The organism is Flavobacterium piscis (assembly GCF_031457575.1).
GTDB lineage: Bacteria > Bacteroidota > Bacteroidia > Flavobacteriales > Flavobacteriaceae > Flavobacterium > Flavobacterium piscis_A.
In genome coordinates, this window is sequence record NZ_JAVDWQ010000030.1 from 1 (window position 1) to 19885 (window position 19885).

At 37.0% G+C, this 19885-nt stretch carries 7 protein-coding genes; 6 read left to right on the forward strand and 1 reads right to left on the reverse strand.

What is annotated here, in order from left to right; all coding sequences use genetic code 11:
• A partial coding sequence (locus J2W48_RS22610) for a T9SS sorting signal type C domain-containing protein (protein WP_310284428.1) occupies positions 1–192 on the forward strand: 192 nt, incomplete at its 5' end.
• 351 nt (positions 193–543) lie between these two features.
• Positions 544–4026 carry a glycine-rich domain-containing protein gene (locus tag J2W48_RS22615; protein WP_310284430.1) on the forward strand — a complete coding sequence of 1161 codons (3483 nt, stop codon included), beginning with the start codon at positions 544–546 and terminating at the stop codon, positions 4024–4026.
• Between the two features lie 387 nt (positions 4027–4413).
• On the opposite strand, the gene J2W48_RS22620 is transcribed toward J2W48_RS22615, so the two are convergent.
• Positions 4414–4872: a regulatory protein RecX gene (locus J2W48_RS22620; RefSeq protein WP_310284431.1), complete on the reverse strand. Its 459-nt coding sequence runs from the start codon at positions 4870–4872 to the stop codon at positions 4414–4416.
• A 334-nt stretch (positions 4873–5206) separates the two neighbouring features.
• On the opposite strand from J2W48_RS22620, the gene J2W48_RS22625 reads away from it, so the two are divergent.
• The 4 genes from J2W48_RS22625 to J2W48_RS22640 all read left to right on the forward strand — a co-directional run.
• A complete protein-coding gene (locus J2W48_RS22625) occupies positions 5207–6112 on the forward strand; it encodes a T9SS sorting signal type C domain-containing protein (RefSeq protein WP_310284432.1) in 906 nt (301 codons plus the stop codon).
• Between the two features lie 220 nt (positions 6113–6332).
• The gene (locus J2W48_RS22630) at positions 6333–11219 is read left to right on the forward strand and encodes a LamG-like jellyroll fold domain-containing protein (RefSeq protein ID WP_310284433.1); all 4887 of its coding nucleotides are present in this window, start codon (positions 6333–6335) and stop codon (positions 11217–11219) included.
• A gap of 435 nt (positions 11220–11654) precedes the next feature.
• On the forward strand, positions 11655–15977 hold the full coding sequence (locus J2W48_RS22635; RefSeq protein ID WP_310284434.1) for a T9SS sorting signal type C domain-containing protein: 4323 nt from the start codon (positions 11655–11657) through the stop codon (positions 15975–15977).
• A gap of 443 nt (positions 15978–16420) precedes the next feature.
• A partial coding sequence (locus J2W48_RS22640) for a galactose-binding domain-containing protein (RefSeq protein WP_310284435.1) occupies positions 16421–19885 on the forward strand: 3465 nt, incomplete at its 3' end.

Genomic DNA, 19885 nt, shown 5'->3' on the forward strand with positions numbered 1-19885 from the left:
ATAAGTTCAGAAAAGGAGAATATTGATAAGGTGTTCATTTATGATATTTCCGGAAAACAATTGTACCGGAAAGACAAGGTTTCGAATGGTATACTAATAGTTCATAATTTATCAGTTTCCCAACAGGTGTTATTGGTAAAAGTATTTCTGGAAAATGGCAATTCCACTACTAAAAAAATAATCTTTAAGTAAAATAACCAGAGCATTAAAACAAAGAATCCGAGAGCAAAAGCTGTCGGATTTTTTGTTTTTAAACCCTTAAACCTATTAACTCTTTGTATGGGAAATTTATACAATCAATTAGATAAAAACAAAAGGGGCTAAAAATGTACAAAAAATAACACAGAGCACTCTTTTATTTTTGTACATTTGAATATATCTTTCGATAAACGCCTTAAATACAGTTGTTTAAAATAACATAACTTTTTGAGAAAAAGTATTTACTTCTGACTAATCTCATATTCTGACAGCGTTTAACTTTTTCAATATCACTCATAAAATTAAAAGAATTAATTGATTTCTTAATCTTTAAAATCTATTATTATGAGACTAAAATTATCTTTATTATCGTTTTTTATTTTTTATTCTGCTTGGGCTCAAACCACCCTTACATTTACATCAACGACTCCCAATACTTTTAAAATTCCTGCGGGAGTAACTTCATTAGGTGTTGAATGCTGGGGTTCCGGAGGTTCCGGAGGAGGCGCATCAGCTGTAGTTTCTGTTTTTGGCGGAGGCGGGGCTTATGGAAAAGTTACACTTGGAGTAACTCCCGCAGCAGTGCTGAATTATAAGGTAGGAGCAGGTGGTATTGGAGTTAATGGTACTGACGGAGGTAACGGGGAAGCTACAAATTTTTCCACAGTTGTGGCAAATGGAGGAAGCGGAGGGAAAAACGGAAATTCCAGTAATGGTGCTGGTGGTTTTGGTGGCCTGGCTTCGGGAGCGGGTACAATATTCTCGGGTGGTAGTGGTGCAACTCCGGGACTTGTTCTTGGGGTACTATCTTCTGGAGGAGGAGGAGGAAGTGCCGGGACAGCTTCGAATGGTAACAACGCAAATATTGGTACCGGTGGTGCTGCAGTAACAGGCGGTGGTGCAGGTAGTGACGGTATATTATTAGCCGGTAATGGTACAGACAATGTTTCGCTTGGAGGTGGAGGCGGAGGAGCAAAAGGATTATTGTTCAGTGATTTTCGTGGAGGAAATGGAGGAAACGGACAAATAAAAATTACTTATTCTTGTCCTGTTTATGCGCTTACCGGAACTTCAGCAGCAGGGGTCAGTACTGCAACAGGAACGACTTCGTTAGTAACATTAACAGGAGGGGCATCTTTGCCTGTTGGTGATTATGTAGTGACATATAATCGGAGTAATCCCAGTGGAACAGGATTAACGGCTACAATGTCAGTTGGCGGGGCAGGAGGAACTGGAACTTTTTCCGCAGTAGGACTAAGTGTAACAGGTTCAAGCATTATAACAATTACCAACCTTACTTCTGGATCATGTTCTAATAATATCACGACAGGTAATGCGGCAACAATTACCGTTTCTTCTACAAGTGTTGGAGGAACTATAAATACTCCTGCTACAATTTGTAGTGGAGGTACAAGCGGGCTTTTGACACTATCAGGTTATACCGGTACAATTTTAGGCTGGGAATCATCGGTAAGTCCATTTTCTTCCTGGACACCAATTTCTAACACTACAGCGACTTATACTTCAGGGCCATTGACACAGACTACACGATTTAGAGCAATTGTTAATAATGGTGTTTGTGATGCTGTAAATTCAGCTTTTGCTACTGTTACTGTAAATCCTTTACCAGCAATTACAACTAGCGGAACACTCAATGATATTTGTTTTAGCGGAAGTGCACAATCGGCTAACCTGCTTTATACAGCCACAACAAATACACCAATAAGTTATAGTATCATCTGGAATGCTGCTGCAAATACTGCAGGATTAGTAAATCAAGGCGTTACACTATTCACGTTTTTACCGGAAGGCGGAAGTTTAAATACGATTGTTATACCGGCAGGAGTGGTTGCGAATACTTATTTGGGTACTATGACTATTTTAAATGCAGATTGTTTAGTCACTCAGGCCATACAGCTTACAATTAAACCTACGCCTGATGCACCAATTCCCGGAATAGTAACTGAGCCTACTTGTGCTACCCCTACAGGAAGCGTAACTTTAAGCGAATTACCAATTTTAGTTACCTGGTTAATCAAACAAAGTGGTACAGCATCAACAACATATACTGATACAGGAACAACATATATCGTTTCTAATCTTGCTCCTGGAAATTATACCTTTACCGTAGAATATACAGGAAGCTGTATTTCGTCTCCTTCTGCGAATGTTATAATAGATGAACTTGTAACCAATATCTATACAGGAATATGGTCAAATGGTATTCCAACCATTAATCAAAATCTTGTTTTTGATGCCAATTATACAAGTGCTGGTGGAGGGACAGGAAGTCTAAATGGCTGCAGCTGTACAGTAAATCCCGGAGTTAATATTTTAATTAATAGCAATGATACATTAACGATAACTAATACCGTAACTAATAATGGAGGAGTATTAACTTTTGAAAATAATGCGAGCCTGTTACAAACAACGAATGCTATTAATTTAGGGAATATCATCTACAAAAGGATTTCTGTACCAATGGAAAATTTTGATTATACCTATTGGTCATCACCAGTAATGGCACAAACATTATTTAACTTGTCACCAAACACGTTATCAGACAAATATTTTTCTTATACTGGGACTTCCTGGAAACAGGAAGTGGCTGCAACGACTACAATGATTCCCGGAAAAGGCTATATAATAAGAACTCCTAAAGCAGGATTATGGGGAAATGGGGAAAATGTTATATTTCCATATGCTCAACCTGTACAGTTTGTTGGAATTCCTAATAATGGAAATATTTTAGGAGAAGCAGTAGTAACCGGAAAATTTTATCTGATAGGCAATCCTTATCCATCGGCACTTGATGCGGATAAATTTTTGTTTCCAAATCCCAATCCAAACAATAGTGACATCTTAGACGGAACCATTTATTTCTGGACACACAATACGGCTATTCAGCCTAGTGGTTTTAAGTATGTTTATAGTTCAAATGATTATGCTTCTTATAATGGTGTTGGTGGAATTGGAACCCTGCCTGCATATTTAGGCGGAGTTCTTCCGTCAGGTAAAATTGCAGCAGGACAATCTTTTTTTGCATTAGCTAAGGCGTCAGGAAACATTCAATTCAATAACACAATGCGAATTGAAGGGAATAATAATCAATTTTTTAAGCCAGGTAAAACTGCGAAACCGAATTTATTGGAAAGACATCGTTTGTGGCTTAATATGACTAATGCCCAAGGCGCTTTCAAGCAAATTTTAATTGGGTATATCCAGGGCGCTACTAATGGTTTAGATAATAATTTTGACGGGGTGTCATTAGACGCTAATGCTTTTATTGATTTTTATAGCACAAATTCCGGGAGTAATCTGGTTATTCAGGGTCGCGCATTGCCTTTTTCTGACACGGACGAAGTACCATTGGGATATCGTACAATAATAGCAGGCGATTTTACCATTTCTATTGATCATGCAGATGGATTATTAACGAATCATGCTGTTTTTCTTCATGATATGATGACCAATACCCTCCATGATCTAAGAGTAAGTGGCTACACATTTAATACGGTACCAGGAACATTCAAAAATCGATTTGTGCTTAAATACGCCAACAAAACATTGGCTGTAAATGATTATGAAAATAGTGTGTTGGCCTGGTGTGAAAATCAAAATATCAGAATTAATTCGACTAAAGGAAATATTGATAAAATCTTTATTTATGATCTCTCAGGAAAACAATTATATAATAAACAGAAAGTTGCTGATAAACAATTTGTTACTGAAAACCTGTCTTTTGCGGAACAAATTGTGTTAGTCAGGGTATTTTTAGAAAATGATAAGTTCTTGACTAAAAAAGTAATTTTAACTAAATTACTATAGACTGAAAGTTCATGGATTTGGTTAGCAGACTAAAAGACTGCAAAGATGGTAATGTTATTCATTAGCTATAAATTGCATGAATTGTTTTTTGTAAAAATTTGTGGCTAATATTTTTGGAAGCTAAAGCAAATTGCACCAAAGTATCTCGTTTTAAACTATATCTGAGACCAATAAAAAATAGCGTGTTAAATAAAATTTTGATAGCGAAAGTTGTCAAAATTTTTTGTTTTAAGAGATTTGAGGCTGAACTGAACTCTCATTAAGATAAATTTCCTTGAGTGATATTCAAAAAACGTGTTTTTAACCCAAAGGTTAGATTCAAAAAGATTTAGAATGTATGATCAGAATATTGCTGAATTTGATTTAAATATATTTAAAACCAGGATTTTACAGGATTTCTAGTTCTTTTAGTTTATCATAAACCAAATTGCTTTCAAAACCACGGCGTAACATATAATCGCAAAATTTTTTTCTTTTTTTGAGAAAATTGCTCTCAGTTAAGCTATCCCAGCATCTTTGAGAAAGTTGTTCAAACGTTGTTTGATATTCCTCTGTAGAAATTTCTTTTAGTGCAATATTAATATTGGTTGCAGTAATATGTCTTGCTTTAAGCTCATTTACAATTCTAATTTTCCCCCAATGCTTAATACGATGTTTTCCGCGGGCAAAACTACAGGCAAATCGGGTTTCGTTTAAAAAATTGTCAGCAATGAGTTTAACTATAATAGCATCTATTTCATCAGGAGACATTTTTAAAGTATATAGTTTTGTTACTACTTCGTCATGACAACGTTCCTGATAGGCACAATAATGTTCTAGCTTTTGCTGCGCTTCTTTACTAGTCATAATTAAATTATCTATGTTTAATAGGGGTTTAGCTTAGAAAACAAATGTAAATTATTAAAAATTATTATGCTTATTTATTCTAAAAAAAAGGTAATAATTCCTATAATATAAGCATTTAATTTTAATATTTAAAATTTTGTTTTTATCGGCATTACGTATTTAATTTTATATATTTGATAACAACACAGAAGTGTAATTGTCATATTTACTTCAAATGTTTCTTTTTTATACGAATTACATATCAAGCAGAAATCTTCCAGTCTGTAAATGTTATTCAAATTTCTAATCATATTATAATGAACTAATCGATTTATTAATTTAATGCGTGCCGACTATGCGACTAAAATTATTTTTATTATTCGTTTTTACCTTAAGTGCTGTGTTTTCTCAAAATACAAATACACTTTCTAACAGAATCAATACTGATTTATATGATTCTGACAGTAGCAAATCAATGGACGCCGCAAGGTTAGAAAAGTTTCATGATCCTTTAAACAAAAGCATGAATGCTGATGCACAATTTTTGGCAGAAAATCTGAATATTAATACTGCAAAATCAAATCTGGAGCGACATCGTATATGGCTTAACATGACTAATACAGGAGGCGCTTTTAAACAAATATTAATTGGATATATAGAGGGTGCTACTAATGGCCTGGATCGTAATTTTGACGGATTGTCATTAGATGCCAATCCATATATAGATTTTTATAGCGTAATCTCTGAGAGTAATCTGGTTATACAAGGTCGCGCATTACCATTTTCTGATGCTGACGAAGTGCAATTAGGATATCGTACGATACTAACAGGGGATTTTACCATTTCTATTGATCATGCAGATGGACTGTTAACTCATCAGCCTGTTTTTCTTGAAGATAAACTTACTAATACCATTCATGATCTAAGAGTAAGCGGTTATACTTTTGCAACAACTACAGGGACTTTTAAAAATCGTTTTGTATTAAGGTACAAAAATCAAACATTGACTACTTACGACTTAGAAAAGAAAAACAACCATGTTTCAGTTTGGATTGATAATGAAAGTATCAATATAAATTCAGCCTTAGAAAACATTGATAAGGTTTTTGTTTATACTATTTCAGGCAAGTTGATTTATACGGACAATTCTGTTTTAGCAAATGAAACTATCATTAATGGCATTAAGTCCAATAATGAGATATTGCTGATGAAAATCATACTAAAGGGTAATCAGATAGAGACGAAAAAAATTATTTATTAAAGGGCAAAGTTATGTTGTTATCCTGTAAAAAATTTTATTGCTAAAGAGTGTGTTTAAAAACTTTAAAAGTTATTATCACAAAAATGCGTTTCATCGATTATATATGCATATGGTCGATTATTAAAAAACATTTCGCTATCATTGCACGCATATGTGTCTGATAATAAATTCGTTAGTATCATGTAAGAAAAATATATGTTTTATTTAAATTAATATTGATATGAAAAAATTATTAGTTATAACAATCGGACTATTGATGACCTCCCTATTTTCTTTTGGACAGTCAGCAAGTAATTATACTTTTACAGCAGTTCAGGGAACTTATACTCCACTTACCGGGGTTCCCGGGGTTACGGATACTTCATTGGCGGCGAATGCAGACAGTGGTGTTTCGACTGCTATTACGCTGCCGTTTGCTTTTACATTTGCAGGTACAGCGTATTCTTCAATTCAGGTTTCGGCTAATGGCTGGCTCTCTTTTGCCACAGGGGCGGTTACTGATGCCGATGTAGATAATAATGCTGTAAATGCGGAAACACGAAAACCAATGTTATTTCCCTTATGGGATAATTTAAGATGTACGGTTAAACCAAGATATATAACAACCGGTATTGCGCCCCACAGGAGATTTAAGGTAGAATGGATTCAGCAAAGTTGGGACAATGGTGCGGCCGGAGATGTAATTTCTTTTCAGGTGTGGTTATTTGAATCAACTAACGCTGTAGAATTTTTATATAATCAGGGAGCAGTTGCTGTCAATAATGCTTCCGGAGGTGCATCAATTGGGATATACGATGCAACCAGCAGGTATTTAACACTTAATAATTCAGGAGCAACTCCAACGGCACAGCCAGATGTTTTTACCACCAATATTGGTACTAAGCCGGCAACAGGACAAATTTACAGGTTTACCCCGCCCGCAGCAGCAGGATTGGAGGCGAGTAATTATTGCTTCTCAGCCTCTGCCACAACATATAGTAGTTTATTGTCAGCTACAAATGTTCCCGGATTGGGAGCTACAGCTGATGATGGACTTTCTAACATAGTTACAATGCCATTTTCGTTTAATTTTGGAGGTGCTTATTATTCCAATGTGCGGGTTTCAAGTAATGGCTGGTTAACATTTGCTTCTCCTAGCCCTACAGCAGCACAAAGCTATAATAACAATGCTACGAATGCAAATATCATAAAGCCCATTTTATTCCCGTTATGGGATGATTTAAGATGTACCGTAGTGCCCAAATACACAACTTCCGGAACTGCACCTAACAGAGTTTTTAAAGTAGAATGGTCCAGACAAAAATGGCAGTATAACTCTTCTGATGATGTTATTTCTTTTCAGGTTTGGCTATATGAACAAAGCAACGTTATTGAATATATTTATAAACCAGGCACTGCCCCTATAGTTAATGCATTAGCCTCAATAGGGATATATGATGCCGGTGGAAAATATTTAACCCTTAATAACGCTGGTACAAGCCCAACAGCATCGTCCAGCACTTTTACATTTAATATAAATACAAAAGCGGCAGATGGGCAGTTGTATAGATTTTCACCACCTCCAATAATATCTTATCCGGCAAATGCATTTATTGCAATTGGCAAAGTAGGGGCCACGCAAACTGGGCTTACTGGAGGCACTTACTCAGCGACTCCGTCTGGGTTAAGTTTTGTTAGTACAGCTACCGGAGAAGTAGATTTAACGGCAAGTGCAGGAGGGACCTATACCATAACGTACAGCGTGGCAGGATGTGCCAATGCTACGACAGAGATGACGATTTTTTCATTGTTGCCACAGCCGACTGCCAATATTACTGTAGCTTCATGCGTGAGCGGAAATGACGGAGCTATAACTGTAACCAATATGAATAATAGTGTAAAATTTATAGCTGCTGATAATGATTATATTGACTTAGGAAGCCAGATGCTTTCTAACAGGGGCGCTTTTACTATGGAAGGCTGGATAAAATTTAAAGCCTCTGACATAGTAGGCAGAATGGGTTTATTTGGTCAGAATGATGCCTTAGAGTTTGGTTTCGCATCTCCATCAAGTTTTGAATTCTGGAGTGCTGTAACAGGGCCCGTTACTGCTTCATTTACTCCTGCTGTATTAGGAAATGAGGCGTGGCATCATATTGCAGTAACCGGTGATGGGGCCCGCATAAGGATCTATATTGATGGTGTTAGTGTTTCCCTGTCAGGTGGTGTAGTGAATACTGTAAATTATGGATCATCAGGGTTTAGTACCAAAATTGGAAGTCATATTTTTAATCACTCAAATGGAGAAACATTTACAGGGAGTGTTTTGAAAGCCGCATTTTATAGTACGGCTCTTTCTGCATCACGAATCGAGAGTCTTGCATTTGGACCAACAGTCTATTCCGGGGTTGAAGCAGGAATAATTGCCGGATATAACTTTTATGATGGCTCAGGAACTACTTTAACTTCAATTCCCGCTGGTAATGATGGCACATTTGTTAATTCGCCGGAGTGGGATGATCCCTATACCTATATCTGGCAAAGAGTAAGTGATGGCTCTGTTGTTGGAAGCACAAAAAATTTAACTGGTTTGACTCCTGGTGATTACAGGGTAACGGTTTTCCTGATAGGTGTGAGCAGTCCAAATGCTAAAACTTTTACAGTTGGTTCTGCTACTGATGTAGTCGCTACCGCCGGAACTGGTGCTGATTGTACTACTACCATTAATGCAAATTGGACCGCATCGGACGGAGCAGTGACTTATTCGTTGGATGTAGCTACAGATCCTGCTTTTACAAGCTTTGTTTCAGGCTATAATAATTTGAATGTTGGACTTGTGACGACCTATGCTGTTACAAATGTTCCGCCGGGTCCCATATATTACCGGGTCCGTAAAAATAGTAGTTGTGGAGTAAGTGCCAGTTCTAATACCATTACGTATCAAACTTTACAAATAAAATCTCCTGTTGCTACAGATATTACTAATTTATTATGTAATGGTTTTACCGCCAATTGGAATGCAGTTGCCGGAGCTACAACATACCATTTGGATGTCGCTACAGATGCTGATTTTACAGCGATACTCCCAGATTATAATGATTTAGATGTGGGTGACATAACAAGTTATGCCGTTACCGGATTAACTTCGGGTGTTACTTATTATTACAGGCTGCGATCTGCAAATGTTGCTTGTGGATCAATGGCTACTCCATCTAATACTATTTCAATATTAATAAACATAGGACCTGCAACCCCTGTTGTGGGCACTATAACGCAGGCAACATGTGCTAAACCATTTGGTAGTGTTGTGTTAAGCGGCCTGCCATCAGGAGAATGGACATTACAGTTCTTAACGGGTCAAACCTATTCCGGTACAGGAACAAGTATAACCATATCTGATCTTGTACCGGGAAATACATATAATGCTGCCATAGCTGAAGATGCATGTTTTTCTTCCTATTCAACGGATATTGTGATAGATCCTTTGGTGATTACAACATCAACCTGGAACGGATCTACATGGTCAAGTGCACCCAGCATTAATAATTATGTTGTTTTTGCAGGAAATTATTCATCATCTGGTGACGTAAGCGGCTGTAGCTGTACGGTAAATACAGGAGTAGCGGTTACAGTAAACCCGGAACATACTTTTACAATAGCGAATGCAGTAACTATAACAGGAGGGACATTAACTTTTGAGAATAATGCCAGTCTGGTGCAGATGAATGATGTGAGTAATACCGGAAATATAATTTACAAGCGAATAACCCAGCCAATGAACAATTTTGATTATACCTACTGGTCTTCGCCTATAGTAAGTCAGACACTTAAAGCAGTATCGCCTAATACGTTATCTGATAAATATTTTTCTTATAATTCAGCAACTAATAATTGGAAACAGGAAGTATCATCTACTATAATGGTTCCCGGAAAAGGCTATATAATAAGAACTCCTAAAGCAGGGGTTTGGGCTAATGGCGAAAATGTAACGTTTCCTTATGCCCAGCCTGTAAGGTTTCTGGGGGCTCCCAATAACGGAAATATTTTTGGAGAAGAAATAACGGCACTTACTGCAACTCGGCACTTTTTAATTGGAAACCCTTATGCATCAGCTTTAGATGCGGATTTGTTTTTATTGGCCAATACGGCAATTCTGGAGGGAACAATTTATTTGTGGACACATAATACCGGAATTAGCCAAAGTGGTTCAAAGTATGTTTATTCAACAGGAGATTATGCGAGTTATAATACCACAGGAGGAGCAGGAACAACATCTCCAGCAATTAATCCGGGAAACAACAACGCTATTCCTACAGGTAAAATTGCTGCAGGACAATCATTTTTTGCCACTGCAAAAGCGCAGGGAACTATCGTGTTTACAAATGACATGCGAGTTGCAGGCAGTAATAATCAGTTTTTTAAGCCTGAGAAAACAGAAAAAAAGGGAGGTCTTGAAAAACACCGTATATGGCTTGATCTAAGTAATGATGATGGTGCTTTTAAACAAACTCTGGTAGGTTATATTGAAGGGGCAACAAATGGCTATGATAATAACTTTGACGGAAAAAGCTTTGATGGCAACCCGTATATAGATTTTTACAGTATCAATAATGACAACAAACTTGTAATTCAGGGACGAGCGTTACCTTTTAATAACAATGATATTGTTCCTTTAGGATATAAGAGCACTATAGCCGGAAATTTTACAATTGCAATCAATCAGGCAGATGGGGATTTAGGGAACCATGCGATCTATCTGGAAGATAAGGTAACCCAGATCACACATAATCTGCAATTGGGAAATTATACTTTTGCAACGACTACAGGAACATTTAATGATCGTTTTGTTTTAAAATATACAAATAAAACTTTAGGCACTGATGATTTTGAACAAGATGATAATAATGTCGTGGTGGCAGTTCTGAATAAAGTTATTACAATCAGTTCTGCTAATGATGATATCAATAAAGTTTTTATATATGATGTTGCGGGGAAACAGGTATACAGAAAAAATAACATCAAAAATCCAAAACTGATTATCGAAAACCTGCATTCAGGCAATCAGGTACTATTGGTAAAAATAGTTTTAGAAAACGGGACGACTGTAACAAGGAAAATCATATTCTAAAAAAAAATATTTTAATTTATAAAAATCCGATAGTGAAAACTGTCGGATTTTTGTTTTTTTATACATTAATCAAAAGAAGAAAGTGCATTTTAGCCCATAAAAAAAGATGAATATACTCAGCCACCTAATTAGATTTAAAAATAAAGTAAGCTTTTACAGTGTAAATATTTTTATTTAAATAAAAATATGTCATACATCGAGTATATAGGTTTTTAATCGAAAACTTTTTTATTTAACCAAAAAAACTTGTAAAACAGCCTATTTTTGTTTCGTAATAGTAGTATTTAGTAGGACTTTGATAATGTGGATTTTCTTTGTTTTTGATAGTCAAATGATTATATTTTTAATTTTCAAAACAAATAGAATAGCTTATAAATTCATATAATCAATTTAGTTCGCCAGATAAATTGCTTTTTTAATTTAAAAAAATACCACATGATTAAAAAACTACCATTAATTATTAATTTATTATTTCCAAAACAGAACCAAAATACTCCGGCAATCAAAACCACAAAATCATTTGGCAACAATATTATATGGCTTTGTTTTACTTTGTTAGCATTTCAAATGAATTTTGGTCAGTCGTGTAATGTTGTTAAAACCGGTGATTTTACAGGAAGTGTTAATACAACAAACTGGTCTGTACAAACTGCAGCAACAGGTTGGCATTATTCTGCTGCCTGGGCTCCTAATGAAGTTTATATAGAAGCTGATGGTGTGACTAATGCGTCTTTAAAACAGAGTCTAACAGGCCTGGTTGGTAGCTCATTAACCGTTTCCTTTAAAATTAAAGGACAAAACTATAGTCGTTTATCGACTGTTAATACGACTGCGACACTTGTAATCATGGTAAGAGGTACAACTTATTTAACTGTGACAAATCCAGGGAATAATACTGTAATTAATAATACTACAGATATTGTTACTTCTAATGGTGCTACTTTTACAACTTCAGGTTTTCCTTTAACAGTAGGAGCTAATCCAGCGGCACCTTCATCTGCTATAAATCAAGGATCAATAACAGTTACAGTTCCATGGAATCCAGCAACTGCAACCACCGGAGATTTGGAATTTGTAGCTACAACTTCTACAGGAGGCGGTGATGACTGGTTTCTTGATGATATCTCAGTTATTGCTACTAACCCAACGAGTTTTAATATGACTGGAACAAGTGTTTGTGCAGGCACTACTGCTACGATTGGACTTAATGGTTCGCAACTTGGGGTAAATTATCAATTGCAAATAGGAGGTATAAATACAGGAGCTGTCGTTCCTGGAACTGGTTCAGCAATTAGTTTTGGAAATCAAACAGCAACAGGTATTTATACTGTAGTAGCCACAGCAGGATCTACGACTTGTACCACAACAATGGCAGGGAGTGTGTCCATTAGTCCAAATTTACCGGCTTCTATAAGCATTGCTGCTTCACCATCCGGGGCTATTTGCTACGGAACTTCAGTAACATTTACTGGAACTCCAACCAATGGCGGAACAACACCGGTTTATCAATGGAAATTAAATGGAGCAAATGTTGGTACAAATGCAACAACTTATACGAATGCAACTTTAATAAACGGCGATGTTGTTACTTGTGTTTTAACCTCTAATGCTACTCCTTGTTTAACAGGAAGTCCTGCAACATCTAATGCTGTTACCATAACTACATCAGGACCAACTGCAACCGGGGTAACTATTTGCGCTGGTGGTTCCGGGTCTTTGACCTCTTCTTATAGTTGTGCAAGTACAAATACTCAAACAGCCTCAGGTTCAGGAGGAACATCTAAATCAACAAGCTATGGTGGGAGTGGGAATACAAATATTTCGATAAACTTTCCGGCATTACCTGTTGGAGCAGTTGTAACTAATATTGCAACCACTATTACCTATACATCGAATTCTCCTTCATGGACTAATGAGTTGCGTATTCAGGCTACTCCACCCGCTTCATTGGGAGCATCGCAAACTGATTTACAGGTTTCTACATCATCATCTCCGGGAACTATTACTAATACAGCTTTTGGAACATGGGGAACTGCAAGCCCTGTAGGAACTTGGTTGTTTAGATTTAGGGAAACTTTTGATGATGGTGTCAATCCGGACGCAAACATTTCAAATATAAGTATTATAGTATCTTATACTATACCGGGAACTTTAGATTGGTACACGGTTCCAACCGGAGGAACTATTGTTGAGTCTGGAGGTACTTTTAACCCAATTAATGATGCACAAGTGATTGCTCAAGGAGCTCCATATTCTTTGTTGAACAATACTAATACTCCAGGAACTTATACTTTTTATACAGCATGTTCTTCAAATCCTAGCTGTAGAACAGCAGTCAATTTTGTTATTAATGGAAGTCCCACTATAGCTGCAATTTTAGCTCCGTCAGCATTGTGTTCAGGAGGATCATTGAATCCTTCCGCGCCAACAATTACTGCCAACGGTTCTACAGTTACCGCATCCGGCTGGCAATTGGAGACCACAGTTGGAGGAGGCGCATATGCAAATTTAACTGTTCCTTATACAGTTGCTTTTGCTGATAATGGAAAAAGAATCAGATATTACGCTACCAATAGTTGTGGTACGGGATATAGTAATGTGGTAGCGATAACAATAAATAATGTTCCTGCTATAGCAACGATTTCATCACCTGCAGCATTATGTTCAGGAGGTTCTTTGAATCCTTCCGCACCTACAGTAACAGCTAATGGTTCAGCGGTTACGGCATCTGGCTGGCAATTGGAAACTACAGTTGGAGGAAATGTATTTTCAAATTTAGCATTACCATACACAGTTGTTTTTGCAGACAATAATAAAAAGATTAGATATTATGCAACGAATGGTTGTGGTACAGTATATAGCAATGAGGTTACAATTACAGTCAATTCGAATCCAACTACCCCTACAGTTGGTACAATAACAGATATCACTTGTGGTACCAGCACAGGAAGTATTGAACTAGCGGGTCTGCCAAACGGAAACTGGACGATTAATCAAACAGGAACTGCAATAACAAGTTATAACGGAAACACAACAAATTATACCGTTACAGGTTTAGCAGCGGGAAGTTATACTTTTACAGTAACCAATGCTAGCGAATGTCCTTCAGCCTCAACAGGTCTGGTTGCTGTAACAGATGTTTCTTCTACAACCTGGAATGGTAGTGCATGGTCTAATGGTACACCTAGCACAACTAAGAGTGCTATTATAGCTTCAGTAACACCTAACTCTCCGTTTACGGCAGATTTAACGGCTTGTGCCTTAACAATTAATCCCTCTGTAATAGCTACAGTGCCTTCAGGGGTAACCTTGACGATTATAAATGCAGTAACAACAAATGGCCAATTAATTTTTGAAAATAATTCAGGTTTGGTTCAGGACCCTGCTGCTGCTGTAAATATGAATACAGGAAATATTATTTATAGACGTATTTCTTCCCCCATGAAGAATTTCGATTTTAGCTATTGGTCCTCTCCGGTGTCAGGTCAGACTTTATTAAATTTATCACCCAATACTTTGTCTGATAAGTACATGTCATATTCTGGTACAGGCTGGAAACAGGAAGTAGCATCTACAAAGATTATGACCCCCGGAACAGGCTACATTATAAGAACACCCAAGGCAGGAATTTGGGGCAATGGCGAGAATGTCATATTTCCTTATGCACAACCAGTTCAGTTTAGAGGAATACCCAATAATGGTGATATATCAGGACAGTCAGTTGTACCTGGAAATTTTTATCTGATAGGCAATCCGTACCCATCGGCACTTGATGCCAACGAATTTTTATCTGATAATACCATTTTAAACGGGACTATTTATTTCTGGACACATAACACAGCGATCCAGCAAAATGGTCCGAAATATATTTATGTATCGGATGATTATGCTGCTTATAACCAATTGGGAGGTGTAGCAGCTACTTCCGGAGGCCAGGAGCCATTAGGTTATGTAGCTGCCGGCCAATCATTTTTTGGCAGTGCCCTGTCTTCGGGAACCATAGCGTTTAAAAACAACATGAGAGTTGCCGGAAACAATAGCCAATTTTTCAAACCGGCTAAAACCTCAAAGAGCGCCAAACTGGAAAAGCACCGTTTATGGCTTAATATGACCAATTCAGGAGGTGCTTTCAAACAAACCCTTATTGGTTATGTTACTGGTGCTACTAATGAGTATGAAGGCGATTTTGACGGCAGGAGTTTTGACGGAAACAGCTTTATAGATTTCTATAGCGTAAACAATGCCAATAAATTTGTGATCCAGGGACGTGCCCTTCCTTTTAAGGAAAGTGATAAAGTTCCTTTAGGGTTCCGATCTACGCTAGCAGGAGATTTTACGATATCCATAGATAAAGCCGATGGTGTACTGGCAGATCAAAAAGTTTTTCTTGAAGACAAGCAGACCAATACGATACACGAATTAACCCAAAGCGATTATACTTTTACAACAGCAAAAGGGACATTCAATGATAGGTTTGTTGTCAAATATGTCAATGTAACCTTGGGGACAGGAGATTTTGAAACTGCAGATGATGGTGTTGAGGTAATTGTCAAAAACAAAAACACTACAATAAGTTCAGAAAAGGAGAATATTGATAAGGTGTTCATTTATGATATTTCCGGAAAACAATTGTACCGGAAAGACAAGGTTTCGAATGGTATACTGACTATCTCGAATTTAAATTTTGCTGAGCAGGTACTATTGGTAAAAATAGTTTTAGAAAACGGGCCCACTGTAACAAGAAAAATCATATTCTAAAAAAAAATTAATTTATAAAGAATCCGATAGTGAAAACTGTCGGATTTTTGTTTTTATACTTTAATCAGAAGTAGAAGGTGCATTTTTAGGTCATAAAAAAAGATAAAAATGGAAAAAAAACATACTCGGCCACCTAATTGATTTAAAAATAAAGTAAGCTTTTACAGTGTAAATATTTTTATTTTTAAAAAAATATGTCGTACATCGAGTATATAGGTTTTTAATCGAAAACTTTTTTATTTAACCAAAAAACCTTGTAGAACTGCCTATTTTTGCTTCGTAAGAGGAGTATTTAGTAGGACTTTGATGATGTGAATTTTCTTTGTTTTTGATAGTCAAATGATTATGTTTTTAATTTTTAAAACAAATAGAATAGCTTATAAATTCATATAATCAATTTAGTTCACCAGATAAATTGCTTTTTAAATTTAAAAAAATACCACATGATTAAAAAATTACCATTAATTATTAATTTATTATTTCCAAAACAAAACCAAAATATCCAAAGAACGTTAACAGCAAAGTCATTTGGCACTACTGCTAAATGGCTTTGTTTTGTTTTATTGTTTATGGTTTCGTTTGCGAATGCGGCAAACAGATATGCTGTTGCAACGGGAAATTGGAATTCTACACTTACTTGGTCTTCAAGTTCAGGAGGCGCAGCAGGTGCAAGTGTACCAGTAGCTGGTGATGTTGTTTATGTTGAAGGTGGACGTACAGTAACAATTAGTGCCAACGCAGCTTGCACAACTTTAAACATTGCTTCAGGTTCTACTCTTATTGTTGGAGGTTTTGATTTTGCTGTTTCTGGAACAACTTCTGTTTCAGGGATTTTAACACACAATAATGCATCCGGAGCAAAAACATTTACTGGAAATGTAACTATTAATGCTGGCGGTATGTGGAATGAAACAGCTGCAGCAGCCATAAGTTTTGGCGGGGATTTAACTAACAATAATAGTTTTACAGCCAGTACTGGTGTACATACTTTTACGGGTACAGCAACAAAAACTATCAGCGGGACTAATGTCATTGCTATACCAAGTTTAACAATAAGCGGAACAACTACTAATAGTGGTGTGCTTACAGTTTCAACTACCTTGGCTGGTACAAGTACTTTAACTAATACAGGAACTTTAAATTTTGGAGGTACATCAATTACACCAACCCTTACGGCAACGGTCTCTGGTAACACAGTAAATTATAATGGTGCCAACCAGACAGTAAAAGCTACAACGTACAACAATCTTACGCTTTCAGGTTCAGGAACGAAAACTTTCGGGGCAATTACAACAGTAAGTGGCAATTGGTCTATGGTTTCAGGTGTTTTGGCGAATTTGGGAGGATTTACACATACGGCAGGAACCCTGGTTTTGGGTGGGGCTGGCCCCCTTTTAAATTCATGGGGATCTACAACATCGGGTGCAACTAACACAACAAATGCTTATTTTACAGGCACTGGTAGAATCAACGTTTCCTCTGCCCCTTATCCTGCAATTGATAATAATTATGCCTCTTATTCTAATGGTGTTTCGGGTCAGGTAGCCGGCACTTCTCACGAATATTCGAACCCGCCTACAAATACACTACCGGGTTCGCTAACTCTTACAGCTCCAAGAGGTTCATTTTTTACTAATGTTAAGTTTGCGAGCTACGGAAGTCCAGGTGGAACTAGTCCTGATTTTACAATTGGTACTTGCCACGCATTCAATAGCCGAATTGTAACTACTGGATTATTAGGGAATGATGTAGCTACCATACCAGCTTCAGGAACTTTTAATACTACTTTTGGGGATCCTTGTTATGGAATAGTAAAATCGTATAATGTAGTTGCTACTTATGCAGAACCCTATTGTACGACTTCTACAGTTCCGGACATTGTTATAGATGGATCAACGCCAACAGGAGGAAACGGTACTTATACCTATTTATGGGAAATGAGTACAACAGGGCACAGTACCGGATATACGACAGCACCTGGAATAAATAATGCAGAAGACTATACTGTTCCATCAGGAACAACACAGACTACCTGGTATAGAAGAACAGTAACTTCAGGTATTTACTCTGATGCTACAATCGTAATTGTCCAAGTAGTTACAACAGCACCAACAGCACCAACAAGTATTACTGCTTCTGCGACCATTTGTACAGGACAGTCAACAACATTAACCGTTAGTGGAGGATCGTTAGGCGGATCAACAGGATATGCCGAATGGTCAACAGGTTCATGTGGAGATACAGTTATCGGTACTGGAAGTAGTATAACGGTTTCACCGACTACTACTACAACTTATTTTGTTAGATACAGAAATGCTTGTGGTAGTACAACTTGTATTTCTAAAACGATAAAAGTACCTACAATCACTTCAAACAAAGTTGATGAAACTTGTCCCGTATCTAATAATGGGAGTATTTCGCCTATACTTTCTGGCGGGATATCCAATGTAAAGTATATTAAAATCACACAAAAATACGCTAGTTACCAACAAATAGCTGAAATTGAGGCTTTTGAAATTTTTACCGGAACTAATGTTGCCCGATCTACAAATGGGGCTACTGCTACCTCGTCTTCAAATTATAACTCTACTTTGACACCTGATAAAGCAATTGATGGTAATAGCACAGGAGTTAGTAATAATTATTGGCATAGTTTAACTGGCAATGTTAATGAGTGGGTTATGGTAACTTTGCCCGAAAATAAGAATATTGATTTTTTAAGAATATATAATCGTATTGATTGTTGTTCTGACAGAGGACAAAACATGCTTCTGGAGCTTTTAGACGACTCTAGTAATGTTTTGTATTCCAAAACAATCGATTTATACCAATCTGGAGCTAATGTACCTGTAAATGTAAATGTTTTGGACGTTTCATGGTCAGATAGCGCAACTACTTTAAATAGAACAAATTTAGATTCGGGTACATATACATTGAATTATGCAGATGCAAATACTTGTTCTACCAGTTTGCCTATAATAATTAGTTCAATAAATGTTGAGCCAACTATCACCACTCAACCGTCTGCAAGTTCACAGGCATATTGTATAAACACTGCTACTACATCTTTGTCTGTGGTAGCTACAGGAACAAGTGTAACATATCAATGGTATATAAATTCAACAGCAAGCAATACAGGAGGTACTTTACTTAGTGGAGCAACTAGTGCAAGTTATACACCTCTTACAACATCTATAGGAACCAATTACTATTATTGTGTGGTTAGTGGTACATGTACTCCTGCGGCGACTAGTTCTGTTTCAGGAGGAATCACAGTGACCCCATTACCAGCTGCTCCTGCCGTATCGGTAACAACTGCTCCTACTTGCATGACTAATACGGGAACAATTACAATTTCTGCTCCTTTAGGTGCTGGATTTACATACAGCATCGATGGCGTTACTTATACAAACACAACAGGCGAATTTACAGCAGTGCCTATTGGAACTTATAATGTCAGGGCTAAAAATAGCGCTGGTTGTATTTCCACAGCTACTTCAATAGATGTAAATTCTGCGGTAACAAAAACCTGGACCGGGGCTTCAGGCACAAATTGGAATGACGCAAGCAACTGGAATCCTAATGGAGTCCCAATTGCAACGAACTGTGTTGTAATTCCAAATATGCCCAATAAACCAATACTTTCCGGAACGAATGCCAGTTTTTATGCGAATACCTTACAAGTTGATGCAAATGCAATAGTAACTGTTCAACCAACCAATACTCTTTCGGTTATGAACACTGTAACAGTTGATACTAACGGCCAATTAATCTTTGAAAATAATTCAGGTTTGGTTCAGGATCCTGCTGCTACTGTAAATATGAATACAGGAAATATTATTTATAGACGTATTTCTTCCCCCATGAAGAATTTCGATTTTAGCTATTGGTCCTCTCCGGTGTCAGGT